General features: G+C 61.3%; 9 protein-coding genes and 1 pseudogene. 3 read left to right on the forward strand and 7 right to left on the reverse strand.

What is annotated here, in order from left to right:
- Positions 1 to 2: 2 nt before the first annotated feature.
- Positions 3 to 8,516, reverse strand: a complete 8,514-nt coding sequence (locus HZ994_14000) for a hypothetical protein (protein ID QTN33380.1) — start codon at positions 8,514 to 8,516, stop codon at positions 3 to 5.
- Between the two features lie 203 nt (positions 8,517 to 8,719).
- Between HZ994_14000 and HZ994_14005 the strand changes: the two genes are divergently transcribed.
- Entirely contained in the window at positions 8,720 to 9,421 is a 702-nt protein-coding gene (locus HZ994_14005; protein ID QTN33381.1) for a prepilin-type N-terminal cleavage/methylation domain-containing protein, read from the forward strand.
- A 74-nt stretch (positions 9,422 to 9,495) separates the two neighbouring features.
- On the opposite strand, the gene HZ994_14010 is transcribed toward HZ994_14005, so the two are convergent.
- Entirely contained in the window at positions 9,496 to 10,122 is a 627-nt protein-coding gene (locus HZ994_14010; GenBank protein ID QTN33382.1) for a hypothetical protein, read from the reverse strand.
- Between the two features lie 43 nt (positions 10,123 to 10,165).
- Positions 10,166 to 10,750, reverse strand: coding sequence for a PEP-CTERM sorting domain-containing protein (locus tag HZ994_14015; GenBank protein ID QTN33383.1), 585 nt, complete (start codon positions 10,748 to 10,750; stop codon positions 10,166 to 10,168).
- A 546-nt stretch (positions 10,751 to 11,296) separates the two neighbouring features.
- Between HZ994_14015 and HZ994_14020 the strand changes: the two genes are divergently transcribed.
- On the forward strand, positions 11,297 to 12,070 hold the full coding sequence (locus HZ994_14020) for a hypothetical protein (GenBank protein ID QTN33384.1): 774 nt from the start codon (positions 11,297 to 11,299) through the stop codon (positions 12,068 to 12,070).
- A 119-nt stretch (positions 12,071 to 12,189) separates the two neighbouring features.
- Here the strand turns inward: HZ994_14020 and HZ994_14025 are convergent, their stop codons facing one another.
- Both HZ994_14025 and HZ994_14030 read right to left on the reverse strand, forming a co-directional pair.
- Complete coding sequence (locus tag HZ994_14025; GenBank protein QTN33385.1) at positions 12,190 to 14,007, reverse strand: alpha-amylase; 1,818 nt, start codon at positions 14,005 to 14,007, stop codon at positions 12,190 to 12,192.
- An 875-nt stretch (positions 14,008 to 14,882) separates the two neighbouring features.
- Positions 14,883 to 15,704, reverse strand: a pseudogene (locus HZ994_14030) (MFS transporter).
- Positions 15,705 to 15,827: 123 nt separating this feature from the next.
- On the opposite strand from HZ994_14030, the gene HZ994_14035 reads away from it, so the two are divergent.
- A complete protein-coding gene (locus HZ994_14035; GenBank protein QTN33386.1) occupies positions 15,828 to 17,741 on the forward strand; it encodes a hypothetical protein in 1,914 nt (637 codons plus the stop codon).
- Here HZ994_14035 and HZ994_14040 read toward each other — a convergent pair whose 3' ends face one another.
- Together HZ994_14040 and HZ994_14045 are read right to left on the reverse strand one after the other, a co-directional pair.
- Positions 17,742 to 19,145, reverse strand: a complete 1,404-nt coding sequence (locus HZ994_14040) for a Gfo/Idh/MocA family oxidoreductase (protein ID QTN33387.1) — start codon at positions 19,143 to 19,145, stop codon at positions 17,742 to 17,744.
- Entirely contained in the window at positions 19,142 to 19,336 is a 195-nt protein-coding gene (locus HZ994_14045) for a hypothetical protein (GenBank protein ID QTN33388.1), read from the reverse strand. The genes HZ994_14040 and HZ994_14045 overlap by 4 nt, the downstream gene beginning before the upstream one ends.
- Positions 19,337 to 19,363 lie beyond the last annotated feature (27 nt).

The following is a 19,363-nucleotide window of genomic DNA, read 5'->3' on the forward strand; positions in this document are numbered from 1 at the left end:
GTTCAGTTCGTGGATGGGGCGATTTCAAGGCGGTAGAAACGCCTCGTCTGGTTGGCGGATGGTGCGGGATCGATGCGCTTGTATGCGGGATCGGCGGGCAGACCGAAGGTGTTGAGGGCTGGGGTGATTTCCGTCCATGACTGCGGCTCGAGCGTGGCGGACTGCCAGATGCGGTACAGGCGGTTCGGTATCGTGGGGAATTCGATCTCCACCGATCCGCTCGTGATGCGGGTTAGCTTGAGCGTAGGGAGCTGCTCCGCGTCCGATAGCCGTGGGTTCATCCCGAAGAGCCATTCGCGGTAGTTGCTCACGCCGTCCTTATCGGGATCTCCGTTCGGGCCGTTGTCGATATCGGTGGAGCCGTCGTCGGAGCTGCTCAGGTTGTAGGTTGTTTCCCAATCGTCGGGGAGCATGTCCATGTCGGCATCGGTGAGGGTGGAATCGAGCTCCAGCGCGAAGCTGAACGTGCCCGTTCCCTCAAGCTCCACCTGCTCGGTCTGCGGCTGGTTGCGCATCCGGATCGTATCCGGGAGGAAAGGGATGCCCGCGGAGGGCGATGCATCGATGGCCTGTGGGTTGACCGATGCCCCCGAGAGTCCGACTCCTGAGGTCACGATCGCCGCGCCGACGGAATGGGAGAGCGAGGTGTTGCGGATTTCCTTGCGTCCACCCGAAGGAGCCGGGGAAACGAGGTTTGCCTGGCCGTTGACCAAGAGATCCTCAAGATGCGGGGAAAGGCCGAAGCGGACGAAGAGTTTCGTAATCCCACCGCCCAGCTGGTAGCTTGCCGTCAGCTTGCCTGTGGCATCCGATAGTGTGACCGTTTTTGCGATTTTCCCGTCCGCCGTCGTGAAGGTCCATCCGTTCGCGCCGGAGGCTGTGGCGGTGTAGAGGCTGTTCACGTAGTTGGAGTTCGGCCCGGCGGCGAACCAGTCCTTGAAGGCGGATGTGCGGCGCGCGCCGGTGTTGCCGAGGCCGTCGTCGTTGGAGGTGCCTTCCTCCTCGGTTTCCCTGTCGTTGTAGGAGAGGAAATTCCCGACCACCTGATAGACGTCGCCAGTGCCGGGTGTGCGCACCCATGCCGCCGTCATGCGCCCTCCCAGCGCCTCGAACACGGCGAAAGTGCGCGGGTTTTTCAGGACGTATTCAGGCTCACCGTCGAGATCGACATCCACGGATTCCGCGACCGCTGCCGCAGGTGGTGCCGCCGCCCATGCCTGGACTGAGGAGTAGATCGCGGCGAAGCGGATCTGGGGCTGGCTGCGGGTGGAGAGCGGTGAGAGCGTGTTGTAGTCGGTATCCGGAGAGGTGTAGACGCCGGTGCTGTATTTCGTCAGGTCGTTGTTGCGCTGGTTGTGGAAAGCGGTCAGCAAGGTGGATGTGTGAGCGGTGGCGCGGGCAAGGAACATGGCCGATTGGGTTCCTGAGTCGCCATTGAGGGCAGCAACCGCATTCCAACTGAGATCGGCGAGCTTCCCGTCACCCAGCGTCTGCATGCCGTAGGCCATGCCTGCGGGGAGCGGCACGCCGGTGCGGATCGAGAAGCGCTTGTCGATCAAGCCTTCCTCGCGTCCTGGCTGGCCGAGATACCAGTTGTCATAATTTTCCTGGGTCGCGTGGTCGATGTAGTCCTGGGAAACTTTCGGCAGGGACGGGGAGCCCCGGTCGATGGCGGTCCATTGGTCACCCACGCCATCGCGGTTGATATCGATTTCCTGGTCGACAATCTGTTCCGGCGTGACGATGCGGATCCAAGGGTGGTTTGCGGCCCAGCGGAGGTTCCTGTCGTATGCGGCGGCGTTGTCGAAGTTTCCGAACTCATCCCAGAAGTTCTGGATGACGAGCACCTGATCCTGGGTGCCGCTGCGCGCCTTGCGGAGGAAGAGATTCCGCCATGGGCCGGGGAAGCCGTTGTCGAGGTTCTGGTAGCGGTAGCTGCCGGCCTGGTCGTTGATGACGAAGCATTCCACGCCGTGGTAGCGGTTGAGGCGGTAGCCATCGTCGGAAAGCGCGGTGTTGCGTCCCTGCCAGCGGAAGAGGTGGCGCATCTGGTCGATAAACGTGTAAGTGTATCCCATCGCGGAAATCCGCTGGAACACGCTGCCGTCCGCGACGCGCTCCGGATTCCAGAACACGCGGTTCGACGGCAGATCTCCGTAGATACGGTTCAGGACGTCATCGGCGAGGAGCTTGTTGTCCAGATTGTAGGCGTTGGAGAAATACGCGATCATGTGGTCGCTGAAGGTCGTGCCGAGCAGGCCGATGTTCCCCGCCTGGATCTGTCCGCCGATGCGCCCGTTGAAAGCCGGGCCGTCGCGCCATGGCCTGTTTGCGGCGGGATCGACAGACGCCCACTCGATCGCGGTGGCGAGCGTCGGGGTGAGGTGGAGGGTGAGAGGCTTCGCGAAAGCCTCGTGCGCATCGATGAGGCGGTGGTATCCGGAAGCCTGGCCGTTGTTGATGAGGCGCTGGGTTTCGGCTCCGGGCAAAACCGGCTGGTTCCCGTGGGTGAGGAGGATCATTTTCGCGGATTTCCTCTGGTCCGGATAGAGGCCGTTGCCGTCCGCGCCAATCCAGTTGAAGAGCCTTCCGTTGGCCGCGATGTTTTGCTGGGCGGCGAATTCGTCGTCGTTGAGGAAATCGTCCGTGATGCTGTCGCGGAGGTCGTTGCGGCCGCCGATGTCTCCTGCTCCCGCGCCGTTAGGGCCGCTGTTGTTGGTGCCGTCGCGCGTGGTGAAGACCTGGAAGTTGAGTTTCGTGGAGCCGTTCCATCCCGAATCCAACAAAGCCTTCCTACTGATGGAAAACTCCACCGCATCGAGATCCGCATTGTAGTAGGATTTCCCGAAACCGTCGGGCGTGTTCTGGTCGCGCACCTCGACGCCGTTCGCGCCTGTGAGAGCCTCGTTGATGGTGGTGGAATTCACCCCGGGGTTGCGATCCACATACACGCGGCCCACGTTTGTCTGGTAGCATGCGACGACAGCCTCCCATTTCATCTGGGTGAGGATGTCCACCTGATCGGGGAGAGCGGATTCGCCCGAGTTCGGGTTGCCCGTGTCGATGACGACGTAGATGTCCAGGTTGCCCTCCTCGGCCTGCGGGCGGAGGTCGTACATATCGAGGCGGAAGTAGAAATTCCCGTCGGCACCGCCATCGCGGGCGTAGAAGGCCACGATATCGCGTGAGCTGTCGAATCCGTCGTAGGCGCGATAGATATCCCCGCTCTGGCTGTTGTTTCCGGCTCCGTGGTATTCGTCGAAGCTGATGAGATCCTCCAGGGTCCAGTCGGTGAACGCGTTGTCGTTGACCGCGTTGCCCCGGACAACCTGTTCGCCCGTCCCGATCACGATGCTGTTGGCGACTGGTGTGCCCGCCGAGTCGTCGAGGAGCGGCTTGGTGCCGTTCTGAAGTTCCTGGATGTTGGTGAAACCGTCGCCGTCGGGATCGCCGATTGCGCCCATCTCGGGGTTGCCAGCTCCGCCGGTGCGCATGTTGTAGGTGCCGTTGTCGAGGGGATCGAGCCCGCTGGTTTCCTCGAAGCCATCGGGCAGGCCGTCACCATCGGTGTCCGCGTTGAGCGGATCCGTCTCCGACCAGATCACGCGGGGCCATCCGGTGTTGGGGTAATCGAGGAGCAGCTTCGCGCGGTTGACTGCGCGGGATTTCGCGCCCGGAAGGTTCGCGCCGATCAGGTAGGCGGCATTCGCCGTTTCGCTGAGGTCGAAGGGGGTTCTATCGCCGTTTTCAGCGAGTAACTCGAGATCGATGAGTCCGTTGGCATTGGCGTCCTCCTTGCTGTCGGAAAGGCCGTCGAGGTCGGTGTCGGCGGAGTTGGGATCGGTTTCCATGAAGACCCCGTTGAGCGGGACTGCGGAGCGATCGACGCGTGAGGTGTTGTACACCGTCGTCGGGGAAGCGAGGTAGGATGTCGCGTTTCCGCCCGCATCGACGAGCGCGATGTCGACCCGGCCGTTGCGGTTGAGATCTTCGCGCCCGTCGTCAAGGCCGTCGTCGTCGGTATCGGCCTTCGAGGGGTCGGTCATCGAGCCGCCGAGCTGGTCGGTACGGGAGCGGTTGAGGTTGAAGCGCGGGTGTGAGGAGTTGTCGGTGGTGTTGAAAATGGGCGGATCCACATCGGCGACGAAGTTCCTGAAGCCGTCCCCATCGGTGTCGGTGTCGGTGTTCGTGCCGGGTGAATAGGTGCCGCCGAGGCCGGACTCCAAGCCATCCGGAAGGAGGTCATCGTCGGTGTCGGGGCTTACGGGATTGGTCATCCCGAAGATTCTCCAGACATGCACATCGCCGTTGTTCCATGTTTCCGAGTTCGACTCGGGAAGGTTTTTCCGAGTCAGCTCGTCGAGATCCGCGAGGCCGTCGTCATCGTCGTCGAGGTCGTTGGGATCCTCCTCCACGATCTGCCGGACGACGACGGTGACGTTGCGCCGCGCCGATGCGCTGACTGCGCCGTCAATCTCAAGATAGGCGTCGGCACGGATCCGGTATTCCCCGGCGTCGATCCCAGCCCAATCGAAAACCCAGATTTTCTTGGAACCGGATGCTTCCTGCTGTGTCAGGGTGATGGTGCCACCGCCCATTTCCACAACGACCTTCACATCCACCACACGCTCATCGGTCTCCACCTTGATTGCGGTCGAGCGCTGGGCCGGGGTCGGGTTTGGCACGGCGGGCAGGACGACTTCGTAGGGTCTTCCGTCGCTGCCGATTGCGGCCGGTTCGGTGATTGCGATGTAGGGGCGTTGGCTGATCGCCGCTTTCACGGTGCGCGCCGCCTGCAAGACCTGCGACGCCCGCGTGTGGGTCACGGTGATCAGGTGCTCGAAATCAGGGCGGCCGTTGTAAAGGTTGGGGAGCGGGAAGGAGAGGGCGTGGTAGTCGTCCGTCTCATTGCGCACGATGGAGTAGAGGGACCGGTCCTGGGGCACGCCGCCATCGGCGGAGCCGCTCTCGGTGCTTGCGAGGGTGATGAGGAATTCGTTGATGAGCTGCTCGTCGGAAACGCCATCGCCGAGGGATTTCGAGAAATAGGCCTTCATCACATAGCCTTCGGCGACCAGCTCACCGTCGGATTGCGGGAATGCGACGAAAAGCCTCGTGACCGGCCCGGCGGTGTTGACGTTGCGGATCAGGGTGGTGTAGTGGCCTTCGACATCGGAGAGCGATTGGCTGGTGGAGGAAGAGACCTCCTTGAGGCGCACCTTGATCTGAGCGTTGCCGGCTGCGGGGATGTTGCGGTAGTCGAAGCGCCATTCCAGCGGGTAGGCCTCCGAAGTGTTGTTAGGTTGCACCGAGGTCGCGCGCGCCCATGACTCGGCGAGGTTCGCATCCCAGATCCCGTTGCCGTTGAGATCCTCGTAGGGTTCGCCGCTGTCGCGCACGCCGTTGCGGTTGGCATCCGTGAACGGCTCGAAGCCCGGGCCGTTGCCGTTGATCGCGCGGGTCTGGGAATCGTCGTTCGCCATGTCCGTATCGACGATCTGGTACCAGACCTCCGTCACGCTGCGATCCGTCCGCACCACCGCACCATAGGTCTGCTGGTTCAGGTTGTCGTTTTCCGAAGGGAAAACGATCTCGCCCGCCGGGCGTTGCGCATCGTAGTAAAAGGTCTGCCGGTAGGTGTTGTAGATGGGAGCCTTGCCGAGGCGGTTGAGGAACGCCCGGGCGCTGACCATGTGGAAGCCCTCATCGAGACCGGTCTGCATGTCCCATGCCCAGGAGTTGTAGCTTGTGTTCGGATCCTGTTTCCTTGCGTAGTCGTTGTGTGGGAAAAACTGCACCTGGGTGGCGTCGAAGCCGTCGATCTCGAACACGGTGGTCATGCCGCTGAGCTTGGCATGGGAGCCGGAGTCGGAGGGGAACCACGAGGGCGCGCCTTCCTTGGAAATACCGATCTTGTATTTGAATGTCGCACCGTTGTCGGGCTTTGGGACGCTGGCGCTCATCCACCAGTCGTTGGCACCGGCGTTGTGGCTGTATGACATTTCCGTGACCTTGGTGGTGCCGACACCCTCGCCGCCTGAGCCTTCCGGGTTCGTGCCGTCGGAGGTGTGATACACAAACATGCGGAAGCCGAGACCCACGGGATTCGGATTCGCCCAAAGTGAGATCTGCGCGCCGTCCTCGGAGTATTGCAAGGGTGCGTTTCCACCAGGCCAACCTCCCGCCGGAGTGCCTCCGACGACGGCTTCCGGATCGTGATATAGGAATGAGGCGACGTCTCCGCCCTCGGTTCCGAAGTTGTTCACCGCGCCGCTCTGCGCTATGGCGAAGCCGGGCGTGCCGATTGCCTTCCCGTATGTCTCCGCACCCGGCGAGCCGATCTTGCAGCGAGCGGAGTCTTTTGCCGCGAATTTTTCCGCGTGGATCCGTTTCGAGAAATTCGCCTGCTCGTAACCCATGAACACGTCGTCCGAGATGGCGGGAGGGTTGTCGCGTTTTGCGGGATCGCCGCCAACACCGTTGAGGTCGATGCCGCCATTGAGCTTGATGAGCACGTTTTCGGCGGAGCCATCGGCGCGGACGGCGAATTTGAGATCCGTGCCGTTCCTTACACGCGGAACATCGATGCTGTAGCTGAAATCGGCGCCATCCGCGTCGGGAAGGCCGAGGGGATTAAAACCCGGATCGCCGTCGGGGCCGTCCTTCCGGGTCACTGTCACGGTTTCCGCAGGAAGCCCGCCTTCGTAGATCGAGATCGCCTTGCCTCCGCCCTGGGTCCAGTCGCGTGCGGGATCGGGGTTTTTCCAGGAGAACACATAATAGCCGCCCGATGGGACGATGACCCCGTTTTGCAAGCCGATGTTGGAGGAAACCAGGCCGCGCCCGCCGCCGGCATCGCCGAGACGGATGAAGAAACCGTTCATCGAATCCCCGTTTGCAGCGGCACCGCGGGCGTATTGCCAGAGATAGGCGTTGGGCGGGAAGCTGGTCGAGAAATCCTGCCCGACGCCGTTCGCGAAGTTGTCGTTGACCATGACCAGCGCGGTTGCGCCATCGCCGTCTGTCATGCCGCCGTTGGAGCGCTTGTCGATGCGTTCGTAGGCCACGAGATCGGCACTGCTCCACGCACCCTTCTGGTAGCCGCGCGCGAAGTTTTGGTGGATTTTCATCAGGTTGGGAAGGCGGCCGTCGGCGTATTGGCCGAGGAAGGCGGTGTTCGAGTGGCGGGGAAAGGCGCCGCCGCTCTGGCTGAGGGTTTCCGCATGGTAGTTGCCGTCCGTGTAGACCAGCGGCAGGCCGGCGCGGGTGAAATAGAAGGCGTGTTGGAGCTCGCGCCGCGCCGCGAAATCGCTGTCGTGGCTCTGTGCGTGGGTGACGGCGATCGCCGCAGGGAAACCGCCCGAGCCTTCCTGGTCGTAGCCCTGCAGGCCGGACGAAGGGTTTCCGAGGAGGTTATTGAAATTGCTGCGCAGGTCGTTGTCCACGAGCCGCTGGCCGCGGTCGATGTAACCGCCGTAACCGGGGGGCTGGCCGAGGTGCTCGCCGAAGAGCATCGCATCGTCACGCGCCTTTTCCGTATCGAAGAGGGTGTCGCGGTGGTTCGACCAATCGCTGAAGCCGCGCGAGAGGTTGAACTGTTCCTGCGCCTGTCCGGTGTAGCCGTAGCTGCTGCTGTCCGCCCCCGCGCCGGTAGCCCCGAAGAAATCATCGCGGACGTGCTTCACCGCATCGAGGCGCAGCCCGTCGGCTTTCGTCCGATCCATTTTCCAGCGCACCGCCCGGTGGAGCATTTCCTCCACATACTCGGAGTAGTATTCCGCATTCGCCGCGAGGAACTGCGGCGTTAGCCCGTTGCCCGGGCCGAAGCCGACATACTGCCCCTGCCCGGCAGAGTGCCTCTGTCCGCCGGATGTGGGGCGGTAGCAGTAGTAGCCGGGGTTTTGCGGGTGGCGCAGAAAGCTGATCTTACGGATCGTGTCGCCCTCGTTTCGCCCGAAGTTGTTGTTCCAGATGCCGGGTTCCTGGGCGATGTCGATGAGATCGGAAAGCCCGAGATATTGCACCTGCCAGGCGTCCCCCCAGTTGCGGGTGTTATCCCATTTCCGGAAAAAGCCCTCCTCCGTCTGGCGGAGGTGGAAATCCTCCGGCACAAAGCCAGGATACGTGTCGATGGGGGTCGATTCGTTGAAGCCCGGGATATCGAACGCATTGTGGTTCATGATGTTGTCGAAATACACGCGTATCCCGAATCGGTGCGCCGCCTTCATCAGGCTCAGCAACTCCTCCTCAGTGCCGTATCGCGTCCGTTTCGAGCCGCGCTGATCCTTTGATCCGAGGTCGAAACGATCCCACAGGTCGTAGCCCACGGACAGGCCGCCGCTTCCCTTCGTTGGCGGCGGCAGCCAGAGCGATTGGTATCCCGCTTCCGCGAGTTCAGGCATCTTCCGCTCGATCTCTTTCCACGAGGTATTGAAATACTGTAACATTGCTTCCGCTGTCGCAATGCGGGTCAGCATGAAAAAAAAGACGAGGGAGCGGAAGGGGATGGGTTTCATGGAGCGAATACCGGAATAACGGCGTGATTATTTTCCGGGGGAAATGCAGTCGTCAAATTTCACATGCACCTTGTTTTTTGCAAGGAGTTTGCATGGTATTCGTTCACCTGCCGCCCGCCCGTGGCAAGCCTTCGCGCGCGCTGGTATGCAATGCCCAAAGGCTTGCTTGGACTTTTGGCGATTTTCCCACTATTGTTTGGGTCATGGAACCGACCCATTGCCCATCGCGAAAAAAACGCGCCTTCACTCTCGTGGAGTTGCTGATCGTGATCGCGATCCTTCTTGTGCTCGCGCTGCTCGCAACGGTGGGTTTGAGGCGCTTCGCCGAGAATGGGAAAAAAGTCCAGGCCCTGGCACAGTTCCGTGATTTCGGGATCGCGATGGCGATGTTTGAGGGGGATTACAGGAAGCCTCCCATCCCAAGCAGTAAGCGGGACACCGGATGGGACACGATCTACGGTGATCCAGGCGGCAACTACACGAACCAGTTCCTGATTTCCGCACTCGCGGGCGATGACAAGGACTACCCCTATGGCGGTGAGAATTTCTCTTCCAAGGAGGTGAACCCGCGCAACGAATCCTACATCAATTTCCCATTCGCCCCGAACAACAAGCTGGGTGTTGGCAAGGATGGAAAACTCTACGATCCATGGGGGCGCGAGGTCATGGTGGCGATCAACGGCTTCAAGTCGAACAATCCGGACGACCAGCTCGTCGATTTCAACAACGGTCGGAACGACCGCAGGCTGCATACCTGGGGGCTTGCCGAATACAAGGAGACGAAGCCGAGGGAGCAGTCCTACGTCTTCTGGTCCTACGGCAAGGATGGGAAGAAGGGGAATGCATCCAATGGCAACCAGACGGTCGTGCCCCTTGCAGGGTCTGACGATGTGATTTCCTGGTGAGGCATATTTCCCGGAAAACAAAAAACCCGGAAGGCAGGGTGCCATCCGGGTTAGGGAAACCATGGCCAAATGCGTCAATTCAGGCGGCGGCGCAGGAGAAGTGCGGTGCCGAGAAGGCCGAGCGCCAAGCTCGTGGGCTCCGGAACGACGGTGAAGGAGGCTTTGAAATTGTTCGACGAGTTGTTGTTGTTGATCGTCGCAGCGGCATCCGTAGCGTTGGTGGAGATCTGGGAGAAGACCTCCAATGTGTAGTTTCCGGGAGCAAGTCCGGAGAGAACGTTGCTGGAAAGCACAAGGGCGGCATTGCCTCCCTGGATGTCTCCGCCCCATTGCTGGTCACCGGGATTATTCAGGTTGCCGGGTGCGCCGCCATCGCCCTGGTTCCATTGGAAAGGCATATTCACGGGCGTGAATGCACCACCTGTGAGTCTCCAGAAAAGGGTGTGAGCGGTCACATCGGTGCCGTTGTTCTTGAAGGACTTCTGTTGGCCGCCGATCTGGAGTGTGTCGCCCGGGTTGAAGTTACCAAGCAGGCTCCCGTCGAAATCGTCGTTTGCCGAGACTGCGCCGATATCGTAGAAGTTGAGGGGAGAGGTTCCGGTTGTGGTGGTGAAGACAAAGGAATCGTAGATTCCGGCGGCTCCAAAGGATGTTCCTGAAGTGATCAGTGCAAGCGAGCCGATGAGGTTACTCAGTTTCATGACGGTTGGGTTGTTTAAGTTGTTGGAATGCAAGGATCAGAGATCAGGCGCGGCGGCGGCGGAGGAGAAGTCCTGCACCGAGGAGACCAAGCAGCGCGCTGCTTGGCTCTGGCACCACGGTGAAGGTTGCCTTGTAGTTGTTGCCGCCATTGTTGGAAAAGTGCGTTCCGTCGGAAGAGTTCGCCGAAGCGAAAACCTCCAGTGTATAGTTCCCGTTGCCGAGGCCGGAGAGGAGATCCACGGTGGCTGCGGTTTCATCCCATTTCTGGTCCCCTCCTCCGCCGATGTTGGAATCGAACGGTAAATTGATCGAGGCAAACGAGCCGGGAGTGTCGCCGTCCTTTACGACCCTGTAGCTGAGCGCCGCGCTGAAGACATCGCTGATCCCGTTTTTGAATGTCTTGACCTCGCCACCCCTCAAAGTCAGGGACACAATCTGTGTCAGATCGAATGTCCCGAGGCTTGCCCCGTTAAGGTCAGGATTGCCCGTCGTGGCCTGCATGTCGTAATAGGTGTCCGTCGATGCATTGATCTTCAGGATGCCGTATGACTCGAAGATTCCGGAGGCAGCATGGGATGCGCCGCTGGAGATGAGGGCCAAGACCACAACGAGATTTGTCAGTTTCATAAACCGAAGCTTTAGTTGGTTGAGTTTTTTTGCGCTGATGGATCTTCCAGATCTGCGCGAGGGAAATCATCTCTGCATCTCCCGTTCCGTCAATCAGATTTCCAGGTTTTTTTAGGCGCGGGAAAAATCGAATCTGAACCCGAAATGACCCCGGAAAAATGCACCTGCCCCGACGGAAGCGCCGCTGACCAAAGCTTACGGCACGCGCAATCTTCTCAATGTCATCATCGCCGATTCCGCCCCGCCCGTGGCCGAATACAGCTACAACGTAAGGAACCGGCTGCCCGCGACCAAGATCGAGAACGGCCTTGTTCACCGCCACCAGCGGGTATGACGGCGCGGGCAGGCTTACCGCCGTCGCCAATGACGCCCTGGACACCGCCGCCTACACCCCCAGCCCCGACGGCCTCAAAAAAGCACCAATCACCCCTTGGATCTAAGGTCGCACCTGACCCCATATCAAAAAAACTTGACACATAATTCTCGTATAGAATCCTTCCCGGACTAATTGAACTGGTAGTTCTAATTCCTGAAACCCACTTAGAGATGAGACTGATCCTTGCCTTACCCATCATTCTAGCCGCAGCTGCCGGCAGCTCTTCCGCAGCGACGATCGTCAATCTTCTGGAGGTGGACGCATATTATGACCAGACCGGCGGGGATCCTCTGACCACTCCCGCAAGCAACCCGGCCAACATCAATGCGGGTCTCACGATCAACGTGACTTTCACGCCGAATTCAACGGATATCGGTGAACTCGGAGGCGCGATCGCTCTTGTCGAGATCGGGGGTAACGCGAACGGCACCGGCCTGTATCTTCTCGGTGGGGAACTTCACTTTCTCGGAAAAATGCAAGGTGCTGCCGGAGATGTGGTCACCTCCTTCAACGACCTCGACTACAGTTCCGGCAACAATATGATCGGCGTGAAGAGCGCGTTCGGACAACTTTCCGCAGACACGGAATATTCGGTGGCTGTGCTTTACGATCCGCTGGGGGCGACGCCCACCCTGACCCTTGGTGTAAAGCCCACGGGAGGCGGCCTCGCGACCGAAAGCTACACCCTCACCGGTGTAGGTGCTAAGAACAACTGGTATGGCAACCGTACGATAACCTCTTTCCGCACGCCTCTCAACGCAGGCGCTGGGACGACGAATACCGGTTCGCCATGGAGGGAAGGCACAGGCTTCATGAAAGATCTGTCCGGGACGGCGGGGCGGGCTTTGCTTTGGAACGCGCAAGGGACGATCGTTCCCGAACCCTCGTCGCTCTCCCTTCTCGCGCTCTGCGGGATTTTCCTGCTGCGCAGAACGCGCAGGTAGGTTTCTTGAATTGGGTCAGATAATGGGTTGATCACACCCCTTGATTTCAATGCAGCATCTGCCCCCCTTGATGAGCTGGAATGAATGTAAGAACCGTACCTGGGGGGATGTAAGCCATTCTACCGCTTGATCTCGAGCAGTAGCGCGGAGCAAGGGGCGAGATCGGGTAGGGCGAGGCCTTCGCCAACAATGGAGCCGGACCATTCGGAATCGAGGCGGTCGGTGAATGCCAAGGGTTCGTCGCCGCTGTGACCCAGGAAAGTCCGGGCATCCTCCGGGATTGTGATTTTCACCCCGCGGAGGGTTTCCGTGCCGTGGAGATTGGCGACGACCAGAAACGTCTGTCCGCTTTCCGCATCGCGGCGCAGGAACGCATAGAGCCAATGGCCGGAAGCTGTTTCGCCGCCGACGCGGCCGAAATCCGGATTGTCCTTGTTGGCGTGGTTGAGCCCGTAGAACCCGCCTTTCGCAAAGGCTGGGTTCCGCGTGATGCCGATGAGCTTTCCATACCACTCCCGCAATGCTTTCTGTTCGTCGCTCAGGCGGCCGCCGTCGAATTTCCCGCCGTTCAACCACTTGCAGAATTCCGGCATGGACCAGTAATCGAAAATGGAGGTGCGGGCGTCGTCGCCGCCGAAGCCTTCCTCGCCGAGGGCGGGCTCGCCGACTTCCTGCCCGTTGTAGATCATGATCGGCCCGCGGCCCATGGAGAAGAGAATGGCCGAGACGGGCTTGCCGACCTTCATGCCGAGGCCACCCCAGCGGGCGGGGTTGGCGAGGCGGACCTCGTCGTGGTTCTCCGCGTAGCGGAGGGATTGGTGGAAACGGTCTCCGGTGAAGGTCAGCGGATCGAGGTCGTTGGCCCATTTGTCGGATTCGTGGATGGCCTCGAGGATGTCGTAGGAGGGATCGTCATAGACCGCGTCGAAACCGGCCTTGAGGAGTTCGTCGAGGACGTGGCCCTCGGTGAGTTTCGCGGGGTCGTTGTCGTAGGCCTCGGCGCAGAAGAACACCTGCGGATCGCGCTCGCGGCTGCGTTTCACGGACCAGCGCCAGAATTCCATCGGCACCATGTGGGCCATGTCCACGCGGAAACCATCGACGCCCATTTCCTGCCAGTAGCCGAGGATTTCATCCATCGTGCCCCAGGTTTTCGGGACGGCATCGGTTGCCGCAAGCTGCGAGGTGTCGCGGCCGGAGGTGAAGTCATGGCCGTAGTTGAGCTTCACCGTCTCATACCAATCGCTGATGGCAGGCGCCCAGGAAACCACGTTGTTCCCGGTCACCCTGCCGAAGTCGGTTTCCGGCGGGAATTTCCCGTCGCAACCCTCGCCGGTGGCGGGGAGCTTGAGCGGTGCGCCGCCGCCGGGATGGTCGGGCTGGAGGTAGAAGAAATGGTTGTCGCGGGAGAAAAAGGCGGACTTGTCGTCGTCCTTGCCGAAGGAGAGGTCGGGGCGGACATCGGACTCGTAGGATCGGGCGACGTGGTTCGGAACGAAGTCGATGATGACCTTGAAGCCCGCCTCCCGGCAGCGGCCTAGCAGCGCCTTGAATTCATCGAGGCGTTTTTCCGGATTCATCGCGTAGTCAGGGCAGACATCGAAGTAGTCCTTGATCGCGTAGGGGCTTCCGGCGATGCCTTTCAGGATGTCCGGATCGTCCGCCGGGCGGCCTGGATACGCGGTGCCGCTGGCCTGTTCGAGCACTCCGGTGAGCCAGATGTGGGTGATGCCGAGCTGTTTGAGCGAGGCGAGCGCCGCCGGGGTGATGTGGGCGAATTTCCCGCAGCCGTTTTCCTCCATGGTCCCGTTGGTCTTGCGGGTCTCGTTGATATTCCCGAAGGTGCGCACCATGAGCTGGTAGATCACGGGGCGCGGGGTTTCGGCGGCGCACACGGACGCCATCGCAAGGGCAAGGATGATGCTTCGCAGGATCATGGTTCGCTGGGGTTTCCGGTTTCCGAATCGTCGCTGACGATCAGCGTGGCGGCGGACGCGATGGCCATCGAGATCCCGCCGGCCAGCACGGCCTTCATGGCGTCGCCGCCGAGGAAAGAGTCCACCAGTTTCCCGAGCGCCACCGCCGCGAGGATCTGCGGGAGGACGATGAAGAAATTGAACACCCCCATGTAGAAGCCCATCTTGTGGCCGGGGATCACGTTCGCGAGCATGGCGTAGGGCATGGAAAGGATGGACGCCCAGGCGACACCCACGCCGGTCATCGAGAGCAGCAGCATGGCCGGCTGTTTCACCAGATAGGCTGAAACCAAGCCGAGCGCCCCGACCGCGAGGCAGACGAGATGGATGCGTTTGGCGGGAAGGAATTTCGTCAGGGCGAGCAGCACGAAGGAGAACCCGAAGGCCACCAGGTTGTAGGCGGAGAAACAGACCCCGCCCCACGCCGTGCCTTCCTGGTATCGGCGTGCGGATGAGAGATCCGCCTGAAGCTTTGCCGCGATCCCGGATGCAGCCCCTTCGTTTTCGGCGAAGGCCAAGGCAAATCCCTGGATCAGCGGACTCTCGGTCTCCTTTTCGCTGGGCGCTTCCGTGGCGGACATCGCGCCGACCACCAGCTCCTCCATGATCGCCGCGTCGATCCGCTCGCCCGGATCGGGATCCGCGGGCTTGAGGCCGAACATCTGCAGCAGCGAGCCATACCATGCCCTCGCCGGGCGTGCGGCATCCGCCTCGCTGGCAAGCTGCGCTTTCCTCGCCTCATACGCCTTGGCCAGCGCCGCGCCCGGAGCCAGCCACTGCGGCTCGCTGTCGATCAGTTCCTTCGACTCCTCGTCATGCAGGCCAAGCGGCTTGCCTCCGAAGACGCCTTTCCCGACCGCCGGGACGAAATAGATCCACATGCTGAACAGCGCCAGCCAGGTGAAAAACTGCACCACCGAGAGCTGCTTCATCGCCGTGGGCATGGAGCCGATCCCCTGGAAAATCTCCCGGAACGCGGTGCCCACCCCGGAGTTCTCGCGCTTCTCGCGCTCGAATTCCTCCATGTCCTCCGGGGGGTATTCGCGGGTGGTGAAAATGGTCACCAGCACCGCACCGAAGAACACGCCTGCGCCGATGTAGAACGCCAGCTTCACCGCAGGTGGGATCGGGCTTTCCACCGTGGCCTCCTTGCTGACCCCGAAGCCGTTGGTGAGGATGAAAGGCAGCGCCGAGGACAGCACCGCACCGAGCCCGATGAGCAGGCTCTGCATCGCGAAGCCGCTCTTCCGCTGATCCTTCGGAAGCATGTCGCCCACAAAGGCGCGGAAAGGCTCCATGCTGATGTTCACCGAGGCATCGAGGATCCACAGCAAGCCCGCCGCCACCCACAGCGTCGGCGAGTTCGGCATCGCGATGAGGGCGAGGCTGGCCAGGATCGCCCCGACCAGGAAATACGGCCGCCGCCGCCCGAGCCGCGTCCAAGTACGGTCGCTGTAGTAGCCGATGATGGGCTGCACGATCAGGCCTGTCAGCGGCGCCGCCAGCCACAGGATGGGGATGTCCTTCTCATCCGCCCCGAGGAATTGGTAGATCGACGACATGTTCGCCATCTGCAGCCCCCAGCCGAACTGGATGCCGAGGAAGCCGAAGGACATGTTCCAGATCTGCCAGAATGAGAGACGCGGTTTTTCGTTCATGGGTTTGGAATGGGATTTGACGGTATGAACTAAGTGCCGGGAACGGCCTTTCGGCAAGCTCCGACATTCGGCGGCCGAGAGAGGATTTGACCAAGCGCCATACCTGTCGGAACATCGCCGGACGTGAGCTTGCCGAAAATCATCCCCCTACTCGCCGTCCTGCTCTCCCCGGCCGTCGCCCGCCCGTGGAGCGACGACGTGATGTATTTCCTGATGACCGACCGCTTCCTCGATGGCGATCCGGAAAACAACAGCCCGCCGGGCTGCGATCCCGCTCTTTATGATCCGCACCAGAAGGACATTTCCCGATACATGGGAGGAGATCTCCGCGGCCTGGAAAAAACCATCGCCTCCGGCTACTTCAACGATCTCGGCGTGAGCGCGCTGTGGATCACCCCCGTGGTGAAAAATGTCTGGCGCTCCGGCTACGATCTCGGCGGGTGGAAGGCCGGATACCACGGCTATTGGACACAGGACTGGCTGGACATCGACCCGCACCTCACGAGCCGCGTTTCCTTGGATGGCAAGCCCTATGCAGATGATGCCAATGGCCGCATGGAGCATTACCGGGATTTCGTGAGGCTGGCGCACTCCAAGGGCATCAAGGTCATCCAGGACGTCGTGCTCAACCACGCCGGGCCGGTGTTTTACTATGACGCGGATGGCGACGGTGTTTTCGATGTCACGAAAAAGGACGAGTGGGTGCAGCCCTTCAAATGGGACGGCTTCCATGCCAATGCGAAATGGGCGGACATCGCCAAATGGAACGCGGCCCGCACGCAGCCGGACGGCCCGCGCGAGTTGTTGGGCGCGAAGATCCCGACGCGCGGCACGCTGGCACGGCTCGATTCATACGGCCGCAAGGGTTTCTCGGACGGCAGCCTCGGCAAGTCCGACGGCGAGGAGGTGATGTGCGATTTCTTCTCGCTGCGGGACTTCTGGACGGCGCCCGAAGGCGAACACTTCGACGAGCTGGTCGATGAGTTCGTGGCGATCTATCATTTCTACCTGACCACCGTGGGGGTTGATGGCCTGCGGATCGATACGGTCAAGCACGTGCACCACGAATTCTGGGACGTTTTCACGAAACGCCTGCGCGCCCGGCTCGGGGCGGCTGCGGCGGACAAGCTGATCTTCGGGGAGGTCTATGACGGGAACCCCGCCACGCTTGGCCGCTACACATGGCGCTCCGACTGGCCGCAATCCAGGGAGCCGGCGATCGACTCTGTGCTCGATTTCGATTTCTGCTTCAGCGCCCGCGAGTATCTGCGGCAGCCGGGGAGACACTTCGGATCCCCGGCATCCCTGGAGAAAGCTTTGGTGACCCGCACCGCTGCCAATCCGGACACAGGCCGCCCCTTTTACAACCCGGCACCCGGTGCCGACGGGCTGAACTCGCGGCAGAAGATGATCACCTTCATCGAGAACCACGACGGCCTGAACCGTTTCCGTGTCAAGGGCGTCACCGAGCGGCGCAACCGCCTCGCGCAGGGGCTCGTGATGACCTTGCCCGGCATCCCGTGCCTGTACTACGGCACCGAGTTCGCCCTGCTGGACGAAGGGGGAAAGATCGGGCAGGACGATGAAACCGGGCGCATGATGTTCATAACCCGCCGCAACGGGCCGACCTTTGCGGAAGTGAAATCGTCAGCATCGTTCCAGGAAATCAAGGCTCTCGCCGCCCTGCGCGAAAAGTTTCCCGTCCTGCGCACCGGGAACCTGATCCCGCTGTGGGTGGACAACGATTCGGGGACGGAGGACGACGGGGTCTTCGCCTTCGCCCGCGCGACGGATGACGGGGCATCGTTCGCCGTTGTCGTCGTCAACGCCGCGGACGAACCGCGAGTCACTGGAGTTGCGAACCATGTCATGCAGCTTCCCGTTTTCCTGCAGAAACCCGGGTTGGCACTTCGCCCCGTAATGAGCGTCGGAAGCGCCAAGCCGGCAGCGGCGGCCTCATATCCGACCACTGGGCCGCTGAGGATCACTGTGCAAGCTTCCGGCCTTGTGGTTTACGCGGCAATCAAGGAGCCATGATCATACCTTATCCGCCGTGTATTCCCAGCCGTCGCGGTATTGGGCGCGCTTGATGAGCTTGTTGGCGGCGTCGTTGCCGATGGCCAGGTATTTTTCCTGATCCCACTGAATCGGGGTGCCGGTTCGGATGGCGAGTGCGCCTAGGAGGCAGAGCTCGGTGAGCGGCACGGCGTAGTCGAACTGGGACATGAAGGGGAAATGCTTGCCCTGCTTGACGGCGAGCGACCATTCCTTCTGCGAATCGCCGGGAGTGGGGCTGCGGTCGAGGGTTTTCGCGGGCGGGCTGGCGAGGAATTCCTGCGAGCGGGCTTCGGGGAGGATGGTGAATTTCTGCGCCTGGCTGCCCTCGTTGCAGAGGATGCCGTCCGCGCCGACGAGGTAGAAGCCGGTGCCGCCCATGGGCTTGTTGAGATCCTTGGGGACGGGTGGGAGGCAATCGGAACCGTCGGTGTTTTTTCCCTCATACCAGTAGAGGGTGATCTTGCCGTGGCCGGGGACGTTTTCCCAAATGTATCCGACCTTTGCGCCGCGCGGCCAGGCGATGTCTGTGAGGCCGTCTGCAGTGGCCTCGATGCGATCCGGGACGCCGAGGCCGATAGCCCAGACGATGGGGTCGAGGTTGTGGCAGCCCATGTCCCCGAGTGCGCCGGCTCCGTATTCGAAGAGGCCGCGCCAGTCGAAGGGGTGGATCTTGGGGCGGTATTCCGCATCGGGTGCCTGGGCGAGCCAGAGCTGCCAATCGAGGGTGGCGGGGACGGCTTGTGCGGGTTTTGGATCGGCGGCGTGGCCCTGTGGCCAGATGGGGCGGTTGGTCCATACGTGGATCTCGCTGATTTTTCCGATGACGCCGGCATCGAGCCATTCCTTGAGCTGGCGGTTTTGCTCGTAGGTGTGGCCTTGGTTTCCCATCTGGGTAATGATGCCTTTTTTGGTGGCGGCCTTGTGGAGCTCGCGGGCTTCCCAGAGAGTGTTGACGAGGGGTTTCTGGACGCAGATGTGCTTGCCTAGGGAAATGGCGTGCATGGCGGCCGGGTAGTGGGAGTGATCCGGGGTGGAGATGGTCACGCCATCGATGCCCTTTTCCTTTTCCAACATTTCGCGGAAGTCCCGGTATTGCTTTGCGTTGGGGAATTTCTTCGCGGCGGCGGCGAGGTTGTTGGAATCAACATCGCAGATCGCGACGATCTCATTCTGCCAGGATGCGCTCTCCATATCGGAAAAGCCTTTCCCGCCCACGCCGATGCAGCCGATGCCGAGTTTTTTCCCGGCAGGGGTATCCTGGGCGCGGAGCAGGAGGTTCGGCATGGCGATGCCTGCTGCGGTGGTGGCGGTGAAGCCCTTGAGGAATGAGCGGCGGCTGCTGGTGGGGAGGTGCTGGGTCATGGCGGTATCGTGAAATTTCACGGGATAATACACCGCATCGGAACCCATTGTTTCATGGCATACCAGCCGGGGGATCTCAGGCGAGCAGCGTCGTCCGCGGATGGCTCTGGCACGACGGTGAGGAAACCGGTCGTGTAGTGGGCGTAGGTGTCCCAGGTTTTGTTGTCTGCAAGGGTCGGCAGGCTGATGGAATCGTGCGCTTGGCGCGCCACTTGTTCATGAGTCCTCCGCTTTTGAAA

The sequence above is a fragment of the Akkermansiaceae bacterium genome (assembly GCA_017798145.1).
GTDB lineage: Bacteria > Verrucomicrobiota > Verrucomicrobiia > Verrucomicrobiales > Akkermansiaceae > Luteolibacter.

Bases quoted from the DNA above. Each gene is read 5' to 3' on its own strand.
- HZ994_14020 (QTN33384.1), top strand. From the start codon at position 11,297: ATGAGACTGATCCTTGCCTTACCCATCATTCTAGCCGCAGCTGCCGGC.
- HZ994_14010 (QTN33382.1), bottom strand. From the start codon at position 10,122: ATGAAACTGAGTAACCTCATCGGCTCGCTTGCACTGATCACTTCAGGA.
- HZ994_14015 (QTN33383.1), bottom strand. From the start codon at position 10,750: ATGAAACTGACAAATCTCGTTGTGGTCTTGGCCCTCATCTCCAGCGGC.
- HZ994_14005 (QTN33381.1), top strand. From the start codon at position 8,720: ATGGAACCGACCCATTGCCCATCGCGAAAAAAACGCGCCTTCACTCTC.
- HZ994_14000 (QTN33380.1), bottom strand. From the start codon at position 8,516: ATGAAACCCATCCCCTTCCGCTCCCTCGTCTTTTTTTTCATGCTGACC.
- HZ994_14025 (QTN33385.1), bottom strand. From the start codon at position 14,007: ATGATCCTGCGAAGCATCATCCTTGCCCTTGCGATGGCGTCCGTGTGC.